This window comes from Paraburkholderia sp. A1RI-2L (genome assembly GCF_048957375.1).
Classification (GTDB): domain Bacteria; phylum Pseudomonadota; class Gammaproteobacteria; order Burkholderiales; family Burkholderiaceae; genus Paraburkholderia.
This window is the reverse complement of sequence record NZ_JARBTA010000001.1, coordinates 1,733,781-1,752,535: the sequence shown is the minus strand read 5'-3', so window position 1 is coordinate 1,752,535 and position 18,755 is coordinate 1,733,781. Positions and strand designations below refer to the sequence as shown.

19 protein-coding genes are annotated in these 18,755 nt (G+C 63.5%); 12 read left to right on the top strand and 7 right to left on the bottom strand.

What is annotated here, in order from left to right:
- The 9 genes from PWP93_RS08115 (at position 1) to PWP93_RS08075 (ending at position 8,084) form a co-directional block, all read left to right on the top strand.
- Positions 1–1,500, top strand: a complete 1,500-nt coding sequence (locus PWP93_RS08115; RefSeq protein WP_421044083.1) for an NADH-quinone oxidoreductase subunit M — start codon at positions 1–3, stop codon at positions 1,498–1,500.
- A gap of 23 nt (positions 1,501–1,523) precedes the next feature.
- Positions 1,524–2,996: an NADH-quinone oxidoreductase subunit NuoN gene (gene nuoN / locus PWP93_RS08110; RefSeq protein ID WP_421044082.1), complete on the top strand. Its 1,473-nt coding sequence runs from the start codon at positions 1,524–1,526 to the stop codon at positions 2,994–2,996.
- The gene (locus tag PWP93_RS08105; RefSeq protein WP_421044081.1) at positions 2,996–3,298 is read left to right on the top strand and encodes a DUF2818 family protein; all 303 of its coding nucleotides are present in this window, start codon (positions 2,996–2,998) and stop codon (positions 3,296–3,298) included. The genes nuoN and PWP93_RS08105 overlap by 1 nt, the downstream gene beginning before the upstream one ends.
- 93 nt (positions 3,299–3,391) lie before the next feature.
- Entirely contained in the window at positions 3,392–3,985 is a 594-nt protein-coding gene (locus PWP93_RS08100; RefSeq protein WP_421044080.1) for an NUDIX domain-containing protein, read from the top strand.
- Positions 3,986–4,234: 249 nt separating this feature from the next.
- A complete protein-coding gene (locus tag PWP93_RS08095; protein ID WP_421044079.1) occupies positions 4,235–4,690 on the top strand; it encodes a DUF1178 family protein in 456 nt (151 codons plus the stop codon).
- A gap of 67 nt (positions 4,691–4,757) precedes the next feature.
- Positions 4,758–5,954 carry an acyl-CoA dehydrogenase family protein gene (locus PWP93_RS08090; protein ID WP_421023567.1) on the top strand — a complete coding sequence of 399 codons (1,197 nt, stop codon included), beginning with the start codon at positions 4,758–4,760 and terminating at the stop codon, positions 5,952–5,954.
- Positions 5,955–5,965: 11 nt separating this feature from the next.
- Positions 5,966–7,087 (top strand): acyl-CoA dehydrogenase family protein, encoded by a 1,122-nt coding sequence (locus PWP93_RS08085; protein ID WP_421044078.1) that lies wholly within the window; start codon positions 5,966–5,968, stop codon positions 7,085–7,087.
- Positions 7,088–7,158: 71 nt separating this feature from the next.
- The gene (locus PWP93_RS08080) at positions 7,159–7,617 is read left to right on the top strand and encodes a MaoC family dehydratase (protein WP_421044077.1); all 459 of its coding nucleotides are present in this window, start codon (positions 7,159–7,161) and stop codon (positions 7,615–7,617) included.
- Positions 7,614–8,084 carry a MaoC family dehydratase gene (locus tag PWP93_RS08075; RefSeq protein ID WP_421044076.1) on the top strand — a complete coding sequence of 157 codons (471 nt, stop codon included), beginning with the start codon at positions 7,614–7,616 and terminating at the stop codon, positions 8,082–8,084. The genes PWP93_RS08080 and PWP93_RS08075 overlap by 4 nt, the downstream gene beginning before the upstream one ends.
- A 100-nt stretch (positions 8,085–8,184) precedes the next feature.
- Here PWP93_RS08075 and PWP93_RS08070 read toward each other — a convergent pair whose 3' ends face one another.
- The 5 genes from PWP93_RS08070 to PWP93_RS08050 form a co-directional block, all read right to left on the bottom strand.
- Positions 8,185–8,901, bottom strand: a complete 717-nt coding sequence (locus tag PWP93_RS08070; RefSeq protein ID WP_421044075.1) for a glutathione binding-like protein — start codon at positions 8,899–8,901, stop codon at positions 8,185–8,187.
- Positions 8,902–9,070: 169 nt separating this feature from the next.
- A complete protein-coding gene (locus PWP93_RS08065) occupies positions 9,071–10,330 on the bottom strand; it encodes an acyl-CoA dehydrogenase (protein ID WP_421044074.1) in 1,260 nt (419 codons plus the stop codon).
- An 83-nt stretch (positions 10,331–10,413) separates the two neighbouring features.
- On the bottom strand, positions 10,414–11,529 hold the full coding sequence (locus PWP93_RS08060) for a phosphotransferase (protein WP_421044073.1): 1,116 nt from the start codon (positions 11,527–11,529) through the stop codon (positions 10,414–10,416).
- 55 nt (positions 11,530–11,584) lie between these two features.
- Positions 11,585–12,376, bottom strand: coding sequence for an oxepin-CoA hydrolase, alternative type (locus PWP93_RS08055; RefSeq protein WP_421023573.1), 792 nt, complete (start codon positions 12,374–12,376; stop codon positions 11,585–11,587).
- A complete protein-coding gene (locus PWP93_RS08050; protein WP_421044072.1) occupies positions 12,373–13,935 on the bottom strand; it encodes a 3-hydroxyacyl-CoA dehydrogenase in 1,563 nt (520 codons plus the stop codon). The genes PWP93_RS08055 and PWP93_RS08050 overlap by 4 nt, the downstream gene beginning before the upstream one ends.
- Positions 13,936–14,043: 108 nt before the next feature.
- Between PWP93_RS08050 and PWP93_RS08045 the strand changes: the two genes are divergently transcribed.
- Entirely contained in the window at positions 14,044–14,685 is a 642-nt protein-coding gene (locus PWP93_RS08045) for a glutathione S-transferase (protein WP_421023575.1), read from the top strand.
- Positions 14,686–14,819: 134 nt separating this feature from the next.
- Here the strand turns inward: PWP93_RS08045 and PWP93_RS08040 are convergent, their stop codons facing one another.
- Together PWP93_RS08040 and PWP93_RS08035 are read right to left on the bottom strand one after the other, a co-directional pair.
- The gene (locus tag PWP93_RS08040) at positions 14,820–16,013 is read right to left on the bottom strand and encodes a pyridoxal phosphate-dependent aminotransferase (protein ID WP_421044071.1); all 1,194 of its coding nucleotides are present in this window, start codon (positions 16,011–16,013) and stop codon (positions 14,820–14,822) included.
- A 97-nt stretch (positions 16,014–16,110) separates the two neighbouring features.
- The gene (locus tag PWP93_RS08035) at positions 16,111–16,626 is read right to left on the bottom strand and encodes a putative toxin-antitoxin system toxin component, PIN family (protein ID WP_421044070.1); all 516 of its coding nucleotides are present in this window, start codon (positions 16,624–16,626) and stop codon (positions 16,111–16,113) included.
- Between the two features lie 65 nt (positions 16,627–16,691).
- Between PWP93_RS08035 and yaaA the strand changes: the two genes are divergently transcribed.
- Positions 16,692–17,486: a peroxide stress protein YaaA gene (gene yaaA, locus PWP93_RS08030; protein ID WP_421023578.1), complete on the top strand. Its 795-nt coding sequence runs from the start codon at positions 16,692–16,694 to the stop codon at positions 17,484–17,486.
- Positions 17,487–17,521: 35 nt separating this feature from the next.
- Complete coding sequence (locus PWP93_RS08025; protein WP_421044069.1) at positions 17,522–18,685, top strand: M14 family metallopeptidase; 1,164 nt, start codon at positions 17,522–17,524, stop codon at positions 18,683–18,685.
- The last annotated feature ends 70 nt before the right edge of the window (positions 18,686–18,755 follow it).

The following is an 18,755-nucleotide window of genomic DNA, read 5'->3' as shown; positions in this document are numbered from 1 at the left end:
ATGCACGCAACTCCGATTCTCAGTATTGCGATCTGGATGCCGATCGTTTTCGGCATCATCGTTCTTATAGTGGGTTCCCTTCGGAGCTCGAGCGCGGACCGCTGGCTCGCGCTCATCGGTTCGGTGCTTAGTTTCCTCGTCACCCTTCCGCTCGTTTCGGGCTTCGACACGACCACGGCTGCACTCCAGTTTGAGGAGAAGTCGGTCTGGATCGAGCGGTTCAATATTTCGTATCACCTCGGCATCGACGGCATTTCATTGTGGCTCGTGGTGCTGACTGCACTTATCACAGTGATCGTTGTGATCGCGGGCTGGCAAGTGATCCAGAAGAACGTCGCCCAGTATTACGCCGCGTTCCTCATCTTGTCGGGGTTGATGGTTGGCGTCTTCTGCGCCGCCGACGGTCTGCTGTTCTACGTGTTCTTCGAGGCCACGCTCATTCCGATGTACATCATCATCGGCGTGTGGGGCGGTCCGAACCGCGTGTATGCGGCGTTCAAGTTCTTTCTCTATACGCTGGCCGGCTCGCTGCTGATGCTGATCGCGTTGCTGTACCTCTACCGCGAGACGGGGACGTTCGATCTTGCTACGTGGCAGGGCGCGAAGCTTGCAATGACGCCGCAGATCCTGCTGTTCATCGCGTTCTTCTTCGCGTTCGCGGTCAAGGTGCCGATGTGGCCGGTCCACACGTGGTTGCCGGATGCGCACGTCGAGGCCCCCACGGGCGGCTCGGTGGTGCTGGCCGCCATCATGCTGAAGCTCGGCGCGTACGGTTTCCTGCGTTTCTCGCTGCCGGTCACGCCCGATGCGAGTCACTATCTGGCGCCGGTAATCATCACGCTGTCGCTGATCGCCGTGATCTACATTGGTCTCGTGGCGATCGTGCAGTCGGATATGAAGAAGCTGGTTGCGTACTCGTCGATCGCGCACATGGGCTTCGTCACGCTCGGCTTCTTTATGTTCGGCCCGTCGAGCCAACTGGCGATGGAAGGCGCAATCGTCCAGATGATCTCGCACGGCTTCGTCTCGGGCGCGATGTTCCTTTGCATCGGAGTGCTGTATGACCGCATGCACACGCGCGACATTGCCGATTACGGCGGCGTCGTCAACACGATGCCGAAATTCGCGGCGCTGGCCATGCTGTTCGCGATGGCCAACTGCGGCCTGCCGGGCACCTCGGGATTCGTCGGCGAATTCATGGTGATTCTGGCGGCAGTGAAGTTCAACTTCTGGATCGCTTTCGGGGCGGCGTTCACGCTGATCCTGGGCGCGGCCTATACGTTGTGGCTGTACAAGCGGGTGTACTTCGGCGCCGTCGCGAACGACCATGTTCGCGAGCTGAAGGACATCAGCAGCCGTGAATACCTGATTCTCGGGGTGCTCGCGCTGCTCACGCTTTTCATGGGCGTCTACCCGAAGCCCTTTACCGATGTGATGCACGTTTCCGTGGAAAACCTCCTCTCCCACGTCGCAGTGTCGAAGCTGCCGCTGTCACAGTAATACGAGCGGAGGAACAAAAGATCATGCCAAACGCCCCTATGAACGCTCTGCTACCCGACGCGCTGGTCATGGCCGGTGTCGTCGTTGCGTGGCTCAACGACACGTTCACCGGCCCTTCGGGCCGGCGCACGACCTATTTCATCGCGCTGCTGACGACCTTGATCGCCGGCATCTGGTTCGCGGTGAACGCGTTCGATCCGCACGTGTACTACTACTTCACGCGGATGTACGTGGTGGACGCGTTCGCCAGCGCCATGAAGTCGGTGGTCACGCTCGGCTACGCGGTCACGATCGTGTACTCGCGCAAGTACCTCGAAGACCGCGACATGTTCCGGGGCGAGTTCTTCCTGCTCGGCATGTTCTCGTTGCTTGGCCAGATCGTGATGATCTCGGGCAACAACTTCCTCACGCTGTACCTCGGCCTCGAGCTGATGTCGCTGTCGCTCTACGCGGTTATCGCGCTGCGCCGTAACGCGACGCAGTCGAACGAAGCGGCCATGAAGTACTACGTGCTGGGCGCGCTCGCGTCAGGCTTCCTGCTCTACGGCATCTCGATGCTGTATGGTGCGACCGGCTCGCTCGACCTCGGCGACGTGTTCAAGGCGGTTGCCTCGGGCCACATCAACGACATCGTGCTGCTGTTTGGCGTGGTGTTCATCGTCGCGGGCGTGGCGTTCAAAATGGGCGCGGTGCCGTTCCACATGTGGGTGCCCGATGTCTATCAAGGCGCGCCTACGGCCATGACGCTGCTCACCGGTGGCGGCCCGAAGGTCGCGGCGTTCGCGTGGGCCGTGCGCTTCCTCGTCATGGGTCTGTTGCCGCTGGCCGTGGACTGGCAGGAAATGCTGATCATTCTGGCGGCGCTCTCGATGATCGTCGGCAACATCACGGGTATCGTCCAGCGCAATGTCAAGCGCATGCTGGCTTACTCGGCGATCTCGAACATGGGCTTCGTGCTGCTCGGCCTGCTGGCCGGCATCGTCGACAACAAGGCGACCGGGGCGGCCAGTGCGTACAGCTCGGCGATGTTCTACAGCATCGTCTATCTGATCACGACGCTTGGCGCGTTCGGCGTCATCATGCTGCTGGCCCGCCGCGATTTCGAGGCTGAAACGCTCGACGACCTCAAGGGTCTGAACCAGCGCAGCCCGGTGTTTGCGTTCGTCATGATGCTCATGATGTTCTCGCTCGCCGGCATCCCGCCGACGGTCGGCTTCTACGCGAAGCTTGCCGTGCTCGAAGCGACCATGAATGCGGGCCTGACCTGGCTTGCCGTGCTCGCGGTCATTACGTCGCTGTTCGGCGCGTTCTACTACCTGCGCATCGTCAAGCTGATGTACTTCGACACGCCGCAGGACACCGCGCCGATCGAGAGCCATGCCTGCAATCGCGCGCTGCTCACGCTCAATGGCGTGGCGGTGCTGGTGCTCGGCATTGTCCCCGGACCGCTGATGTCGCTCTGCCTGCGGGCCGTCTCGCATACGCTGCCTCTGTAATGTCGGCAGCAGGGTGGTTTATTGTGTTGCTGGCGCTCGCGGGCGCCAACCTGCCGTTTCTCAATCAGCGATTGTTCGGTATGGTGCCGTTGCGCGCGCAGAAGAAAAGCGTGTGGATTCGCATTGCCGAAATGATCGTGCTGTATTTTGTGGTTGGCGCGTTCGGCTTCATGCTGGAGGCGCGCGCCGGCAACCGCTTTGACCAGGGCTGGCAGTTCTACGCCATCACGTTCAGTCTGTTTGTCGTGTTCGCGTTCCCCGGCTTCACCTGGCAATATCTCGTCAAACGCCGCCCGGCGTAATGCGTGCTCCTCGTCCCGCACGAGGAGCACGCCATTCGATCACATTGCGGTTTCCCGCGATTTATCCGTACAAGCGCTTCCCAGAGGTTGAACATGGCTGCTGAACATCATAAGCACGACCCGGCGCTCGCCGAGACGTGTGTGGAAAGCACGACGCTCCACGCGGGCAAATTCCTTACGCTCAAGTGCGACACGGTTGCTTTGCCCGACGGCAAGCATGCGACGCGCGAGTATGTCCAGCATCCGGGCGCCGTCATGGTGATCCCGCTTTTCGACGATGGCCGCGTGCTGATGGAGCGTCAATATCGGTATCCGCTTTCGCGAGTGATGACCGAATTCCCGGCCGGCAAGCTCGATCCGCAGGAAGGCGCGCTTGCCTGCGCGATCCGCGAGCTCAAGGAAGAGACGGGCTACGCGGCGCGCGAGTATGTCTATCTCGCGCAGATTCATCCCGTGATTTCGTACTCGACCGAATTCATCGACATCTATCTTGCGCGCGGTTTGACCGCGGGCGAGGCCAAGCTCGACGACGGCGAGTTTCTCGAGACGTTCACGGCAACGCTGCCCGAACTGCTCGAATGGGTGCGGACCGGCAAGATCACCGATGTGAAGACAATCATCGGCACGTTCTGGCTCGAAAAGGCGCTGTCGGGCGCCTGGCCGCTCGGGCAGCCTGAGCGGGGCTGAGCTTCGCGCGCCGCTGGCGGCGCCTGCACGCCAATCCATTGAATACGGCGGCCTTCGCTTTTCGAAGGCCGCCGTATTCATATCAGCCAGGCTTTTTTGCGCTGAGCGCACCGTGCTGGGCGGCGCTACAATCACCGGCAAACCGGCCGTTCGGTACCGGGGAGATAGCGAATACCTTGGGTAAAAAGTTACGAACGATCGTTCACAAATGTACATTTTGAGCTACACTCAACGCAAGCCTCGATTCTCATGAAGGTCCTCGATTTACAGTGCCCAGACGGCCATCGGTTTGAAGGCTGGTTCGCTTCCGCTGACGACTTCGAGTCGCAGCTTTCGCGCAAGCTGGTTGAATGTCCGATGTGCGGCGCCACCAATGTAAGCCGCGTGCCGTCCGCACCCCGACTGAATCTTTCGGGCGCGAGCGCGGCATCGTCCGCTGCAGGCCAGGCGCCACAGTCCGCTCAAGCGGCACAGGCGGCGCAATGGCAGGCGCATGCGATGCGGGTGATGCGCGAGGTCCTGGAGAAGACGGAGAACGTAGGCGACCGTTTCGTCGAGGAGGCGCGGCGCATTCACTACAACGAAGCGCCGGCGCGCAATATCCGCGGGGTGGCATCAGCGGAAGATGCGCAAGCTCTCGTCGAAGAAGGCATCGATGTGATGCCGCTGCCGGTTCCGGCCGCGTTGAAGGGCCCGCTGCAATAAGGTGATGCGGGTCTTCGCCGTGGCTTGGGGTGTATTCCCCACCGTCCGCGGCCAGGAGACAACCCGCATGGATCTCGACTACACCCCCACCGACGACGCATTTCGCGCCGAAGTCCGCGCCTGGCTCGAGGCCAATCTGCCTCAAGCCGTGCGCGAAAAAGTACTCAATCACAAGCGCCTCAGCCGCGACGACATCGCCAACTGGCACAAGCTGCTCGGTCAGCGCGGCTGGTCGGTGCCAGCGTGGCCAGCCGAATATGGCGGCCCGGGCTGGAACGAAACGCAGCGCCACATCTGGGACGAGGAATGCGGCCGCATTGGCGCGCCGATGGTCCTGCCATTCGGTGTCTCGATGGTCGCGCCCGTGCTCATGAAGTACGGTAACGACGCGCAAAAGCGACGCTATCTGCCGCGCATTCTCTCCGGCGAAGACTGGTGGTGCCAGGGCTATTCCGAACCCGGCTCTGGCTCGGATCTGGCCTCTTTGCGCACGCGTGCTGTTCGCGAGGGCGACCACTACGTCGTGAATGGTCAGAAGACCTGGACCACGCTCGGCCAGCACGCCGACATGATCTTCTGCCTCGTGCGTACAGATCCCGCCGCGAAGAAGCAGGAGGGCATCTCGTTTCTGCTCATCGACATGAAGACGCCCGGCATCACCGTGCGCCCGATCATCATGCTCGATGAAGACCATGAGGTGAACGAAGTATTCTTCGAAGACGTGAAAGTCCCGGTCGAGAATCTCGTTGGCGAAGAGAACCGCGGCTGGACCTATGCGAAATATCTGCTTGGCCATGAGCGAACGGGCATCGCGCGCGTGGGCGCGTCGAAGCGCGAACTCGCGTTCCTCAAACGTGTCGCGCTGGAGCAGAAGAAGCACGGCAAGCCGTTGCTGCACGATCCGGTTTTCGCGGCGCGCGTGGCCGCCGTCGAAATCGAGTTGATGGGGCTCGAAGTGACCGCCGAGCGTGTGATCGCGAGCAGTGGCCATGGTCGGGGCCCTGGGCCCGAGGCGTCGATGCTCAAGATCAAGGGCACCGAAATCCAGCAGGCGCTCACCGAGTTGATGGTCGATGCGGTCGGTCCGCTGGCCGCGCCGTTCGATCCGGCGTTCCTCGAGGGCGAGCGTGCACACGCGGCCGGCGGCGACGATGATGCAGCACCGCTCGCGGCTTACTACTTCAACTATCGCAAGACGTCGATTTACGGCGGGTCGAACGAAATCCAGAAGAACATCATCGCGCAGATGATTCTGGGGATTTGAGGAGCGGCGCAATGGACTTCAATTTCACCGAAGAGCAACAGCAACTTGCCGACGCGCTGCGTCGCTATCTCGACAAGAATTACGGCTTCGAAGCGCGCCAGGCGATCGTGAAGACGCCTGAGGGCGTTTCGGCTGCGCACTGGAACGCGTTCGTCGAACTTGGCCTCACGGCGCTGCCGGTGCCGGCGGAGCAGGGCGGTTTCGACGGTTCGCCGTTCGACATGCTCGTGGTCATGCAGGAACTGGGCCGTGCGCTCGTGATCGAGCCGTACTGGGCGACTGCCGTGGGCATCGAGGCGCTAAAGCTTACGAGCGCGGAAAATGCGCAAAACGCGCAACTGCTGGAGCGCGCGGCGGCCGGCGAGATCAAGTTCGCTGCGGCATTTCATGAACCCGATGCGCGCTATGACCTGTTTGCTCTCGGCACGCTCGCAAAGGAAACGGGCGACGGCTTTACGCTCACGGGCAGCAAGTCGGTCGTGCAGCACGGCGCGCAGGCCAACTACTGGATCGTGCCGGCCCGCCTCGCGGGCGAAGTCGCGCTGTTCGTGGTGCGGCGCGATGAGAAGAGCGTCGAGGTGAGCGACTATCGCACGATCGACGGCCAGCGCGCTGCGACGCTCAAATTCGACGGCGCGAGTGCGAGCCGCCTTGCTGGCGCGGGCGCGGCCACGTGGGAGAGAATTGCCGATTACGCAACCTTCCTGCTGTGCGCGGAAGCCGTTGGCGCCATCGACGCCCTCAATCATGCGACCGTCGAGTACACGAAGACGCGCCAGCAGTTCGGCGTGCCGATCGCGCATTTCCAGGCGCTCCAGCACCGCATGGCCGAGATGCTGATCCATGGCGAGCAGGCACGCTCGCTCACATATCTGGCGGCTGCGCGTTACAGTAGCGCTTCGGCTGACGAGCGGCGCCGCGCGATTTCGGCAGCCAAGGTTCGCGTCGGGCAGGCGGCGCGCTACGTCGGCCAGCAGGCCGTGCAGTTGCATGGCGGCATGGGTGTGACCAACGAAGTCTCGGCAGCACATTTGTTCAAGCGGCTCACGATCATCGAGACCACGCTCGGTGACGTCGATCACCATCTCGAACGTTTTGCTTCGCTGCCTGGATTTGCGCAGGCGGCCGCTTGAGGTTCAATGCGCGCGTGCGGGTAAGGCGTTATGAAGCGCGTCGAAATGCAACATGAAACGGAGAGGCATCGATGGGAGTGAGTTACGAAGATCTCGAAGTGGGCAAGGCGTATGAAGTCGGCTCGCATACGTTCGGGCGCGAGGAGATCGTGCAGTTCGCGCAGCAATTCGACCCGCAGCCGTTTCATTTGAGCGAGGCGGCCGGCGAGGCGTCGCACTTCGGCGGCCTTGTCGCGAGTGGCTGGCACACGTGCTCGGTCATGATGGGCCTGCTCGTGCGCAACTTCCTCGAGGGCTCGACGTCGATGGGCTCGCCTGGAATCGACGAGATCCGCTGGATCAAACCGGTGCGCGTCGGCGACACGATTACGTTGACCAACAACATCGTGAGCAAGCGCGTTTCTCAAAGCAAGCCGGATCGCGGGATCGTCGAGACACGCTGGGAAGGCCGCAATCAGCACGGCGAGATCGTCGTGACGGTGAGCTCGAAGGGGCTGTTCGGGCTGACCCATCCGGGAGATGCATCTTGAGCGCGGTGACTGCGGTGGAAATCGCCGACGTCGCGGCCTTGCGCGCGCTCGTGGGTGCGCAACCGCTCCTGAGCGACTGGCGCACGGTGAGCGAGGCGAGCGTGCTGGGCTTCGCCGACGCGACCGACGATCATCAGTGGATTCATGTCGACGCGGAGCGTGCGCGCCGCGAATCGCCATTCGGCGGGCCGATCGCCCATGGCTTTCTCACGCTCTCGCTCGTGCCGGCGCTGCTCACGGAGACGGTCCCGATGCGTCAGCGCATGGGCGTGAACTATGGGCTCAACCGGGTGCGCTTCACGTCGCCGGTGCCCGTGGGCGCGCGGGTGCGGGCGCGTATTGGCGTGAAAGAGGTGAGCGATGTCGAGGGCGGCGGTGCCCAAGTCGTCTGGGACATCGCCATCGAATGCGAGGGCAGCGAGCGGCCCGCGTGCGTGGCCGAATTCATCACACGGCATTACTTCTGAATCACTGAGCGCGCGTGTCCATTTGCGCACGCTCGGAATGAACAAGGGGCGCCCGGCCACAAGCCGCGCGCCCCTTGTTCGTTTTGGCTTGTGCCGATCGTCAGGCTGCTTTCGAGCCGTGCTTCGCGTACTGCGTCGCGCCAAACAGGATCTCTCGCGCCTTGTCGTCCGTGAGCGCCTTGCGGGCGTTCGCCAGCACTTCGACGCCGCGCTGGACCGCAGGGCGCGCCGCGATGGTCTCATGCCAGCGCTTCACGTTGGGCAGCGCGTCGAGATCGATGCCCTGGTTTTGCCACGAGCGCGTCCACGGGAACGCGGCGATATCGGCGATGGTGTAATCATCGCCGGCCAGATATTCGGATTTTTCCAGCTGCGTTTCCATCACGTTGTAGAGGCGCCGGGCCTCGTTCGTGTAGCGGTTCACAGCGTACTCGATTTTCTCGGGCGCGTAGATGCGGAAGTGGTGTGCCTGGCCGAGCATGGGCCCGAGGCCGCCCATCTGGAACATCACCCATTGCAGCACGTCGTAGCGGGCCGCGAGGTCTTCAGGCATGAACTTGCCGGTTTTCGCGGCCAGATAGATCAGGATCGCGCCCGACTCGAACAGCGAAAACGGCTTGCCGTCGGCGCGCACGGGGCCCTCGGAATCCGTGATGGCAGGGATTTTGTTGTTCGGGCTGATTTCGAGGAACTCGGGCTTGAACTGGTCGCCGGCTCCGATATCGATGGGATGCACGCGATACTCGAGGCCGGTCTCCTCGAGCATGATATGGACTTTGTGGCCGTTGGGCGTGGCCCAGCTGTAGACATCGATCATCGTGGCTCCTTGGCACCTGGACGAAGGCGTCGCCAGACTTGCGCGGCGCGTGGACTGGCGCAAATTAGCATAGATCGGCGGGCCGCGCAGAGGGCGCATGAGCACCCCTGCTGCGCTTGTGGGCTTGATCTTGCTTGCGGACCAGAAGCGGGCTTCGGGCCTCGATCGTCTATGAACGCGTGATCGGCATCTCCACACGCGAAGCCGCCGCCGGATTGGTGTAGCGCGCGAGCTCGAGCCTGGCAATGGCGTTGCGGTGCACCTCGTCGGGGCCATCGGCGAAACGCAGCGTGCGCGCGTGTGCGTAAGCATAAGCGAGCGGGAAGTCGCCGCTCACACCGCCGCCGCCATGCACCTGGATGGCCCAGTCGAGCACCTGGCAGGCCATGTTCGGCGCGACTACCTTGATCATCGCGATTTCTCCGCGCGCGCCCTTGTTGCCCACCGTGTCCATCATGTACGCGGTCTTGAGCGTGAGCAGGCGCGCCTGCTCGATCATGCAGCGGGCCTCCGCGATACGCTCCTGAGTGACCGTCTGCTGCGCGATGGTCTTGCCGAACGCAGTGCGCGAGAGCGCGCGCTGCGCCATGAATTCGATTGCGCGCTCGGCAACGCCGATCAGGCGCATGCAATGGTGGATGCGGCCCGGCCCGAGTCGCCCTTGTGCGATTTCGAAGCCGCGGCCTTCGCCCAGCAGGATGTTCGATGCCGGCACGCGCACGTTCTCGAGCGTGATTTCCATGTGTCCGTGCGGCGCGTCGTCGTAGCCGAACACGGTGAGCGGACGTCTGACCGTGATGCCGGCCGTGTCGGACGGCACGAGTATCATCGATTGCTGCGCGTGGCGCGGCGCATCGGGATTGGTCTTGCCCATCACGATATACACCGCGCAGCGCGGATCGCCGGCGCCCGAGGACCACCATTTCGTGCCGTTGATCACGTAGTGGTCGCCGTCACGCTCGATGCGCGTCTGGATGTTGGTCGCATCCGACGAAGCCACCTCGGGCTCCGTCATCAGGAAGGCCGAGCGAATCTGGCCTTCCAGCAGCGGCGTTAGCCACTGGCGCTTGTGTTCCTCGGTGCCGTAGCGCTCGATGGTCTCCATGTTGCCGGTGTCGGGCGCGTTGCAATTGAATACCTCGGGCGCCCAGATCACGCGGCCCATGATCTCGCACAGCGGCGCATATTCGAGGTTGGTGAGCCCCGCGCCGCGTGTCGAATCGGGCAGGAACAGATTCCAGAGGCCGGCCTCGCGCGCCTTCAGCTTGAGTTGCTCGACGATCTGTGTGGGTATCCAGGCATCGCCGTTCGCGCGATTGCGCTCGACTTCCTCGTGATAGACGGTCTCGTTCGGGTAGATGTGTTCATCGAAGAACGCGAGCAGTTTCTCGCGAAGCGCCTGCACTTTCGGGGAATAGTCGAAATTCATCCGTGACCTCGCAAATAAGGAGCACCGCGTAAGGATCGAGTGCTGATGGAATGCCGATCGAATCGATGGGAGGCGAAGCGGCGCTAGCGCACCTTTTGCGCATACTGCCACGCGAGCTCGGCCATCGGCCTTGCGCGTCGCGCTGCGTCGGCGGCCTGGGCGCTCGCGGCCGTGCCTTCGACTACGCGCTTCATGATCCCCTGGAGGATGGCCGCGATACGGAACATGTTGTAGGCGAGATAGAAGTTCCAGTCGCCGCGAATCTCGAGGCCCGTACGCTCGCAATAGCGCTGTACGTAATGCTGCTCGTCGGGAATGCCGAGCGCTTGCCAGTCTAGCCCGCCGATGCCGCGGAACTGGCCCGGTTCCACATGCCAGGCCATGCATTGATACGAAAAGTCGGCGAGCGGGTCGCCGAGCGTCGAGAGTTCCCAGTCGAGCACCGCGAGCACGCGCGGCTCGGTGGGGTGGAAGATCAGGTTGTCGAGCCGGTAGTCGCCATGCACGACCGAAACGCGCGCCCCCGTGTCGTCGGGCAGATGCTGCGGCAGCCATTCGATCAGCCGGTTCATTGCGTCGATCGGCTCGGTTTGCGAAGCCTGGTACTGGCGGCTCCAGCGGTCGATCTGGCGTGCGAAGTAATTGCCGGGCTTGCCATAATCGGCAAGTCCGATGGCGTTGGGATTCACGTTGTGGAGCGCGGCGATCACGCGGTTCATCTCGGCGTAGATCTCGCCGCGCTGCTCGCGCGTCATGCCGGGCAGCGCCTGGTCCCACAGGACGCGGCCCTCGACGAACTCCATGACGTAGAACGCGCGGCCGATCACGGCTTCGTCCTCGCAGAGCGCGAGCATCTTCGCGACGGGGACGTCGGTGGCGCCGAGCGCGGCCATCACGCGATACTCGCGCTCGATTGCGTGCGCCGAAGGCAGTAGCTTCGCCTTCGGTGCGGGCTTCGCGCGCATCACGTAGCTGCGCTCTGCCGTGACGAGCTTGAACGTGGGGTTCGACTGGCCGCCGGCGAACTGCTCGACCGAGAGCGGTCCTTCAAAGCCGTCGACGTGCGCGGCGAGCCAGGCGGTCAGCGCCCCGGTGTCGAAACGCTGACGCTCGGCAACGGCGCGCGTGCCTTCGAACGCCGAAAAGTCGGTCGAGTCGCTGGCGGTTGTCTTGCCTGCATTCGGGGTGGCTTGTGCCATGTTCGTCTCCCTTCTCGTCGGGCCGCGTCGAAGCGTTACAGGCGCGACGATTCGCTTATCGCTTGTACACCGGTTGCCGCTTTTCGAGGAACGCGGTGATGCCTTCGAGCCCGTCGCGGTGATGCAGCGAAGTCACGAAGCTCTCGCGTTCCGCAATGAGGTGGTCGTCGAGCGACTGCATGTCCGCTGCGCTCGTCAGCCCCTTGATACGGGCGACCGCGTTCGGCGAGATCTTCGCGAGATCGTCTGCCCAGGCGAGCGCCGTATCGAGCGCCTTCTGCGGTTTTGCGACGCGGTTCACGACGCCCAGGTCCGCGAGGCGCGATGCGCCGATGGGCTTGCCTTCGACCATCAACTCGAAGGCAAGCGCGCGCGGCAGCGCACGCGCGAGGAACCATGAGCCGCCGCCGTCCGGCGTGAGGCCCACGCGCGAGTAGGCCATGACGAATTTTGCGTCGTCGGCGGCGACCAGCAAGTCGGCTGCGAGCGCCAGCGAGAAGCCCGCGCCCGCAGCCGCGCCTTCGACCGCGGCGATCACCAGCTTGCTCGACTGGCGCATGGCCGTGACCCATTGCGCGAGCATGTCGATGCTGGCGGCTTGCACGGAAGGATCCTTGGCGCGGTTTTCGAGCAGACGGTTCAGGTTGCCGCCCGCGCAAAAGAAGTTGTCGGCGCCCGTGATAACGATCGCGCGCAGCGAGTTGTCGCGTTCGGCTGCATCGAATGCTTCGATGGCGGCGGCGTACATGTCTGGATGCAGCGCGTTGCGCGCGCCGGGGTTCGACAGCGTCAGCACGAGTGTGGATTCGTGGTCGTGCGGGCGAGTGCTGCGGAGTTCTGCGCTCATTGCTGTGCCTCGTTTGTTGTGTTGATGTCTGCCGCGTCGGGTTGCGTGAGAGCAAGACCGAGCTGCGCGCGGCGCGCGAGCCACGGCGATGGGCGATAGCGCGGGTCGCCGAGCACGGCGTGAATGTTGTTCAGGATGGCGAGGATCGTGCGTGCGCCCAGTGTGTCGCCGAGTGCGAGCGGCCCCTGCGGGTAGCCGAGGCCGAGCGTGACAGCCAGATCGATATCGTGCGGCGACGCGATTTGCTTCTGTGCGATGTCGCAGCCGATATTCACGATCGTCGCGACGATGCGCTGCGCGACGAAGCCCGTGGAATCGCGGATCACCGTGACCGGTACGCCGTCGGCGGCGAAGAGCGCATGGCCCGCATCGCGTGCGGCGCGCGTGGTGGCGGGCGTCGTCATCAGCGTGCGGCGCTTCGCGCTGGCGATCGGGAACAGCGTGTCGATGGCGATGACGCGGCTTGCGTCGAGTTGCTCTTCGAGTGCAGCGGTGGTGGCGTCGAGGCCGAGCGGCGCGATCACGATGAGCGAGTCGGCGCCGGGCGCGTCGCCTTCGTCGATGGCGACGCCCGCCTGGGCGGCAAGCGCGAGCACGGCCTCGCGCGCTGCAGCATTGCGGCGGCTCACCCAGACGCGCGCGGGCAGCGTCGTGGGCGCGGCGGGTTCTTCGGGCACTTGCTGCTTGCCATCGACATAACGATAGAAGCCCTCACCGCTCTTGCGGCCAACGAGCCCGCCCGCGAGGCGCACGCCGGTGATGGGCGAAGGCGTGAAGCGCGGCTCCTCGTAGAACTGGTGATAGATCGACTCCATCACGGGATGCGAGACATCGAGCGCGGTCAGGTCCAACAGTTCGAACGGCCCGAGTCGAAAGCCGGCCTGCTCGCGCATGATGCGGTCGATATCGGCGAAGCTCGCCACGCCTTCGCCGGCCACGCGCAAGCCCTCGGTGTTCATGCCGCGGCCCGCGTGATTGACGATGAAGCCCGGCATGTCCTTCGCGCGCACGGGCGTGTGGCCCATGCGGCGCGCGAGCGCCATGAGGGCGTCGCCGGCGGCGGGGTCGCTGCGCAGACCGTCGATGACCTCGACGACCTTCATCAGCGGCACGGGGTTGAAGAAGTGATAGCCCGCGACGCGCGAGGGATCGCCGCAGGCAGCGGCGATCGCCGTGATCGACAGCGACGACGTGTTCGAAACGAGCAGGCACTTGCCGCTCACCACGGTTTCGAGTTCGCGGAAGAGGACGCGCTTGGCGTCCAGGTTCTCGACGATCGCTTCGACCACCAGATCGCAGCCAGCAAGGCCGTCGATCGTGTGCACGCCCGTGATGCGCGCGAGCGCGGCGTTGGCATCGGTCTCGCTAAGCTTGCCTTTTGTGGCGAGTTTCGTGAAGGTATCGGCGAGATACGCGCTCGCTGCGGCGACCGCCTGCGCATTGGTATCGTAGAGGCGCACCGCGAGGCCCGCCTGCGCGGCAATCTGGGCGATGCCGCGGCCCATTGCGCCGGTGCCGACGATGCCAATTGTCTCAATGTTGAAATGATGGGAAGTCATTGGAAGCCTGGCTCCATGATTGGCCTAGAATAGCACGGTCGTACAATTTAACGAAAACGATTCAGCGGGTTCAAGACGGACGCCGCTGCCTTCAAGGAGGCAATGAGAATGATCAAGCTGCATGGTTTTGCGCTGTCGAACTACTACAACAAGGTCAAGTTCGTGATGCTCGAGTATGGCATCGCGTTCGAGGAAGTGACGGCGAAACTCCCGCTTGCCGAGGCGCAATTGGCGCAGTCGCCCACGGGCAAGGTGCCGTTCGTCGAGACCGAGCACGGCTTTCTGTGCGAGTCGGAAGTGATCGTCGAATATCTGGCGGCTTGCTATCCCGAGAAGCGCATTTTCTCCGCCGATCCATGGGCGGCGGCAAAGGAGCGTGAGCTCATTGCCGTGATCGAGACGCATCTGGAACTCTCGGTGCGCGAACTCTATGCCGAAGCGTTCTTCGGCGGGACGGTGAGCGCGGACGTCAAGGCGAGCGTCGAGAAGCGCCTGAACCGTTATATCGCGAGCTTCAAGCGGCTCGCGAAGTTCGCGCCGTATGTGTGCGGGGAGCAGTTCGGGATCGTGGACATTGTGGCGTTCGCGAGCTTGCCGCTTGTCGCGATGGCGACGCAGAAAATTTACGGTCGCGACCTTCTCGCCGAAGCCGGCGTGGACTGGAAGTCCTACCTGAAGCGCGTGGGCGAGCGGCCTGCGGCCCAGCGCGTGGCTGCCGAGCGCAAGGCCTATATCGAAGCCAATGCGTAAGCTTGGCGCTTGCATGGCATCGGCAGCTCGGCAGGCGGCTTTGCGGCGCGGTACAGCGTGCGGGAGTGCGCGCCGCCTTGCGCGATGCTCGGGAACGCCTTGCCGTTCGCGGATGCATCGCGCGTCGCCGGGCTTCAGAGCCGAACGAGGCGTTCGAGCGCGGTCGCGAGCGTGCTTTCCTGCTTGGCGAAACAAAAGCGCACGACGCCCGATTCGTGCGGCTCGTGATAGAACGCCGAAACCGGAATGGCCGCCACGCCAATTTCGGCCGTGAGCCACTTCGAGAATTCGGCTTCGGGCAGGTCGCTGATTGCCGAATAGTCCACGCATTGAAAGTACGTGCCCTGGCACGGCAGCAGCTTGAAGCGCGAGTTCGCGAGACCGGCGCGGAAGAAGTCGCGTTTGTTCTGATAGAAAGCGGGCAGCTCCAGGTACGGCTTTGGGTCGCGCAGGTATTGCGCGAGACCGACCTGCATCGGCGTGTTCACGGTGAACACGTTGAATTGATGCACCTTGCGGAATTCGGCGGTGAGCGGCGCCGGCGCGGCCACGTAGCCGACCTTCCAGCCCGTCACGTGAAAAGTCTTGCCGAAGCTCGACACGATGAAGCTGCGCGCCGCGAGTTCCGGATAGCGCGCGACGCTCTCGTGCGGCTGGCCGTCGTAGACCATGTGTTCGTAGACTTCGTCGGAGAGAATCAGCACATTGGTGCCGCGCACGATCTCTTCGAGCTTGCGCATGTCCTCGGCGCGCCACACGGTCCCTGTGGGGTTGTGTGGGGTGTTGATGAGAATGAGGCGGGTCTTTGGCGTGATGGCCGCAGCGAGGCGGTCGAACGGAATCGCATAGTCGGGCGCTTCGAGCGTCACGAACACGGGCTTGCCGCCCGCCAGTTCGATCGACGGCAGGTAGCTGTCGTAGGTCGGCTCCACCACGATGGCCTCGTCGCCGGGATGCACCGCGCACAGGATCGCCGTGAGCAGCGCCTGGGTGGCGCCCGCCGTCACGGTGATTTCAGTGTTGGCGTCGTAGCGATGACCGTAGATATTCGCGACCTTCTCCGCGATGGCTTCGCGCAGCACGGCCATGCCGGCCATCGGCGGGTACTGGTTGTGGCCGTCGCGCATGGCCTGCGCGACGGCGTCGACGATGCGCGAATCGCAGTCGAAATCGGGAAAGCCCTGGCCAAGGTTCACCGCGCCCTTTTCTGCGGCGAGCGCGCTCATCACCGTGAAGATCGTCGTGCCGACGTCGGGCAGGCGGGAGGGGAAAGAGGGCGAGAGCAGCGAGGTTTGCGACGGATCTTGCGAGGGATGCGATGCGTTCATGGCGCGGGCGGATGGAAGACGGTGGAACGGGAAAACTCGATTGTAGGCAAATCGGTCGGGCCGCGAACGGCCGGGGCGTGAGTGGCTGATCCGCTGGTCATACGCCAGCCCAGGCCGCCGAGGTTTCGGCGACAAAGGCTTCGGGTGTGCCGATGCGAAAGCCGAAATCGCGCGCGATACGCTTCGCGAGCTTGAGCAGCGCTCGGTCTTTCGATACGAGCCACACAGCGCCGCTGGCCCGCGCAAGCTCCAGGAACTTCTGATCGTCGCGATCGCGGCATTGGGGTAGCGCACGGGCGTCGGCGGGCAGCGCTGGCGGCGCGATCTGCCGCACGAGCGTCGCCAGCGTGGCGAGCGCGGCCGCCTTGTCCGTGCCGCGCCCCTGGAATTGCGGATAGTCGAGCACGTGCGCAAGCTCGGCATGGCAACGTGCGTCGATCAGCGCATCGAGCGCGCCACGTTCGAGCGCGGCGCGAATGGGGCGCGTATGCGGATCGTCGAACACGAGAATGTCGAGCCACACATTCGAATCGAGCACCACGGCGAGCGGATCTTGCGCTGCCGTGGCGGGGGATGGGGCGGGGAAGCTGTCTGAGGGCGTAAAACCGGTCATTCGTGAATTCGCTACAATCGGGCTTTCGCCTTTGAACATCGGCACGCTCGTGCCTGCAAGCCTCTATGATAATCGTTCTGTCGCCGGCCAAATCGCTCGACTATGACACGCCGGCGCACATCGAAACCCACACCATCCCTGATTTCGTCGACGACGCAGCCGAGCTGATCGATGGCCTGCGCCGTCTTTCGCCGCAGCAGATCGGCTCGCTCATGAGCATCTCGGATCCGCTCGCCAGCCTGAACTTCCAGCGCTACGCCGACTGGTCGAAGCACTTTAGCGAGGCCAACGCGAAGCAGGCCGTGCTCGCGTTCAACGGCGACGTGTACGAAGGCTTCGACGCGAAATCGCTCACTCACGCCGATCTCGATTACGCCCAGCAGCACGTGCGCGTGCTGTCGGGCCTGTACGGCGTGCTGCGTCCGCTCGACCTGCTGCAGCCTTATCGGCTGGAGATGGGCACACGCTTCGAGAATGCGCGCGGCAAGGACCTTTACGCGTTCTGGGGCGAGCGCATCACGCACGCGCTCAACGCGCAGTTCGAGCTCAATCAGAAAAAAGCGAAGAAAGGTGCGCGCGTGCTGGTGAACTGCGCATCGACCGAGTACTTCAAGGCCGTGAAGCCAAAGGCGCTCGCGGCGCCCATCATCACGCCGGTGTTTGAAGACTGGAAGGGCGGCCGCTACAAGATCATCAGCTTCCACGCGAAGCGTGCGCGCGGGCTGATGGCGCGCTATGCGGTCGAGAACCGCTTAGCCGAACCCGAGGCGCTCAAGGCCTTCGATATGGAAGGTTATGCATTCGATGCTGCGGCATCGAACGATTCGACGTATGTGTTCCGCCGGCGTCTGGCCGATTGAGCGGCCGGATTGCCGATCCAGCAAAGGAAACAGACATGACGATTTCCATTTCCAGCCAGTTCGATGCGGGCGCGATTGAAGTGCTCTCGTGCGAGCAAGCCGACGATATCCGCCTGCGCGTGCGTGCCGACAGTCAATCGGATTTCGCGCAGTGGTTTTATTTCCGCCTCACGGGCGGGCGCGGCGAGCGTTGCGTGATGACGTTCGAGAACGGCTCGGCGTGCGCATTTCCCGAAGGGTGGCGCGACTACCAGGCCGTGGCGAGCTATGACCGCGTGAACTGGTTCCGCGTACCGACCTCGTACGACGGCAAGGCGTTCGTCATCGACCATACGCCCGAGTTCGACAGTGTCTATTACGCGTACTTCGAGCCGTACAGCGAGGAGCGCCATTCCGAATTTCTCGGGGCGCTCCAGCAGCTTCCGCACGCGACGCTGAGCGAACTCGGCCAGACAGTCGAGGGTCGGCCGATGACGCTTCTTTCGCTCGGCATGCCGGGCGACACTACGCCCGAAGGCAAGCCCAAGAAGACGGTCTGGATCATCGCGCGCCAGCATCCGGGCGAGTCGATGGCCGAATGGTTTGTCGAAGGGCTCGTGAAGCGTCTGGCGGGCTGGGGCGACTGGTCGGGCGATCCGGTCGCGCGCATGCTGCTCGAGCGCGTGATCTTCCACATCGTGCCGAACATGAATCCGGACGGCAGCGTGCACGGCAACCTGCGCACCAATGCTGCGGGCGCGAACCTGAATCGCGAATGGATGGAACCCGATGCGAAGCGCAGCCCCGAGGTGCTCGTCGTGCGCGATGCAATCGAGACAACCGGCTGCGATCTGTTCTTCGACATTCACGGCGACGAGACGCTGCCCTATGTGTTTGTGGCCGGTTCGGAAATGCTGCCCGGCTTCACCGAGCAGCAGCGCGCCGAGCAGGCTGCATTCATCGAAGCGTTCAAGGTGGCGAGCCCGGACTTCCAGGACAAGCACGGCTACGAAGCGAGCCGCTATCGTGAAGATGCGCTCAAGCTCGCATCGAAGTACATCGGGCATCGCTACGGTTGCCTGTCGCTCACGCTTGAAATGCCGTTCAAGGACAACGCGAACCTGCCCGATGAGCGGGTGGGCTGGAACGGGGAGCGTAGCGCCGTACTAGGCGCCGCCATGTTGCAAGCGATCTTGCAGCACGTCGTCAAGTTCGCCTGACGCGAAGGCAGCAGCATGACAAAGGGGGAAGCGGTGTGCACCGCTTCCCCCTTTGTCATGTGCGGCGCAC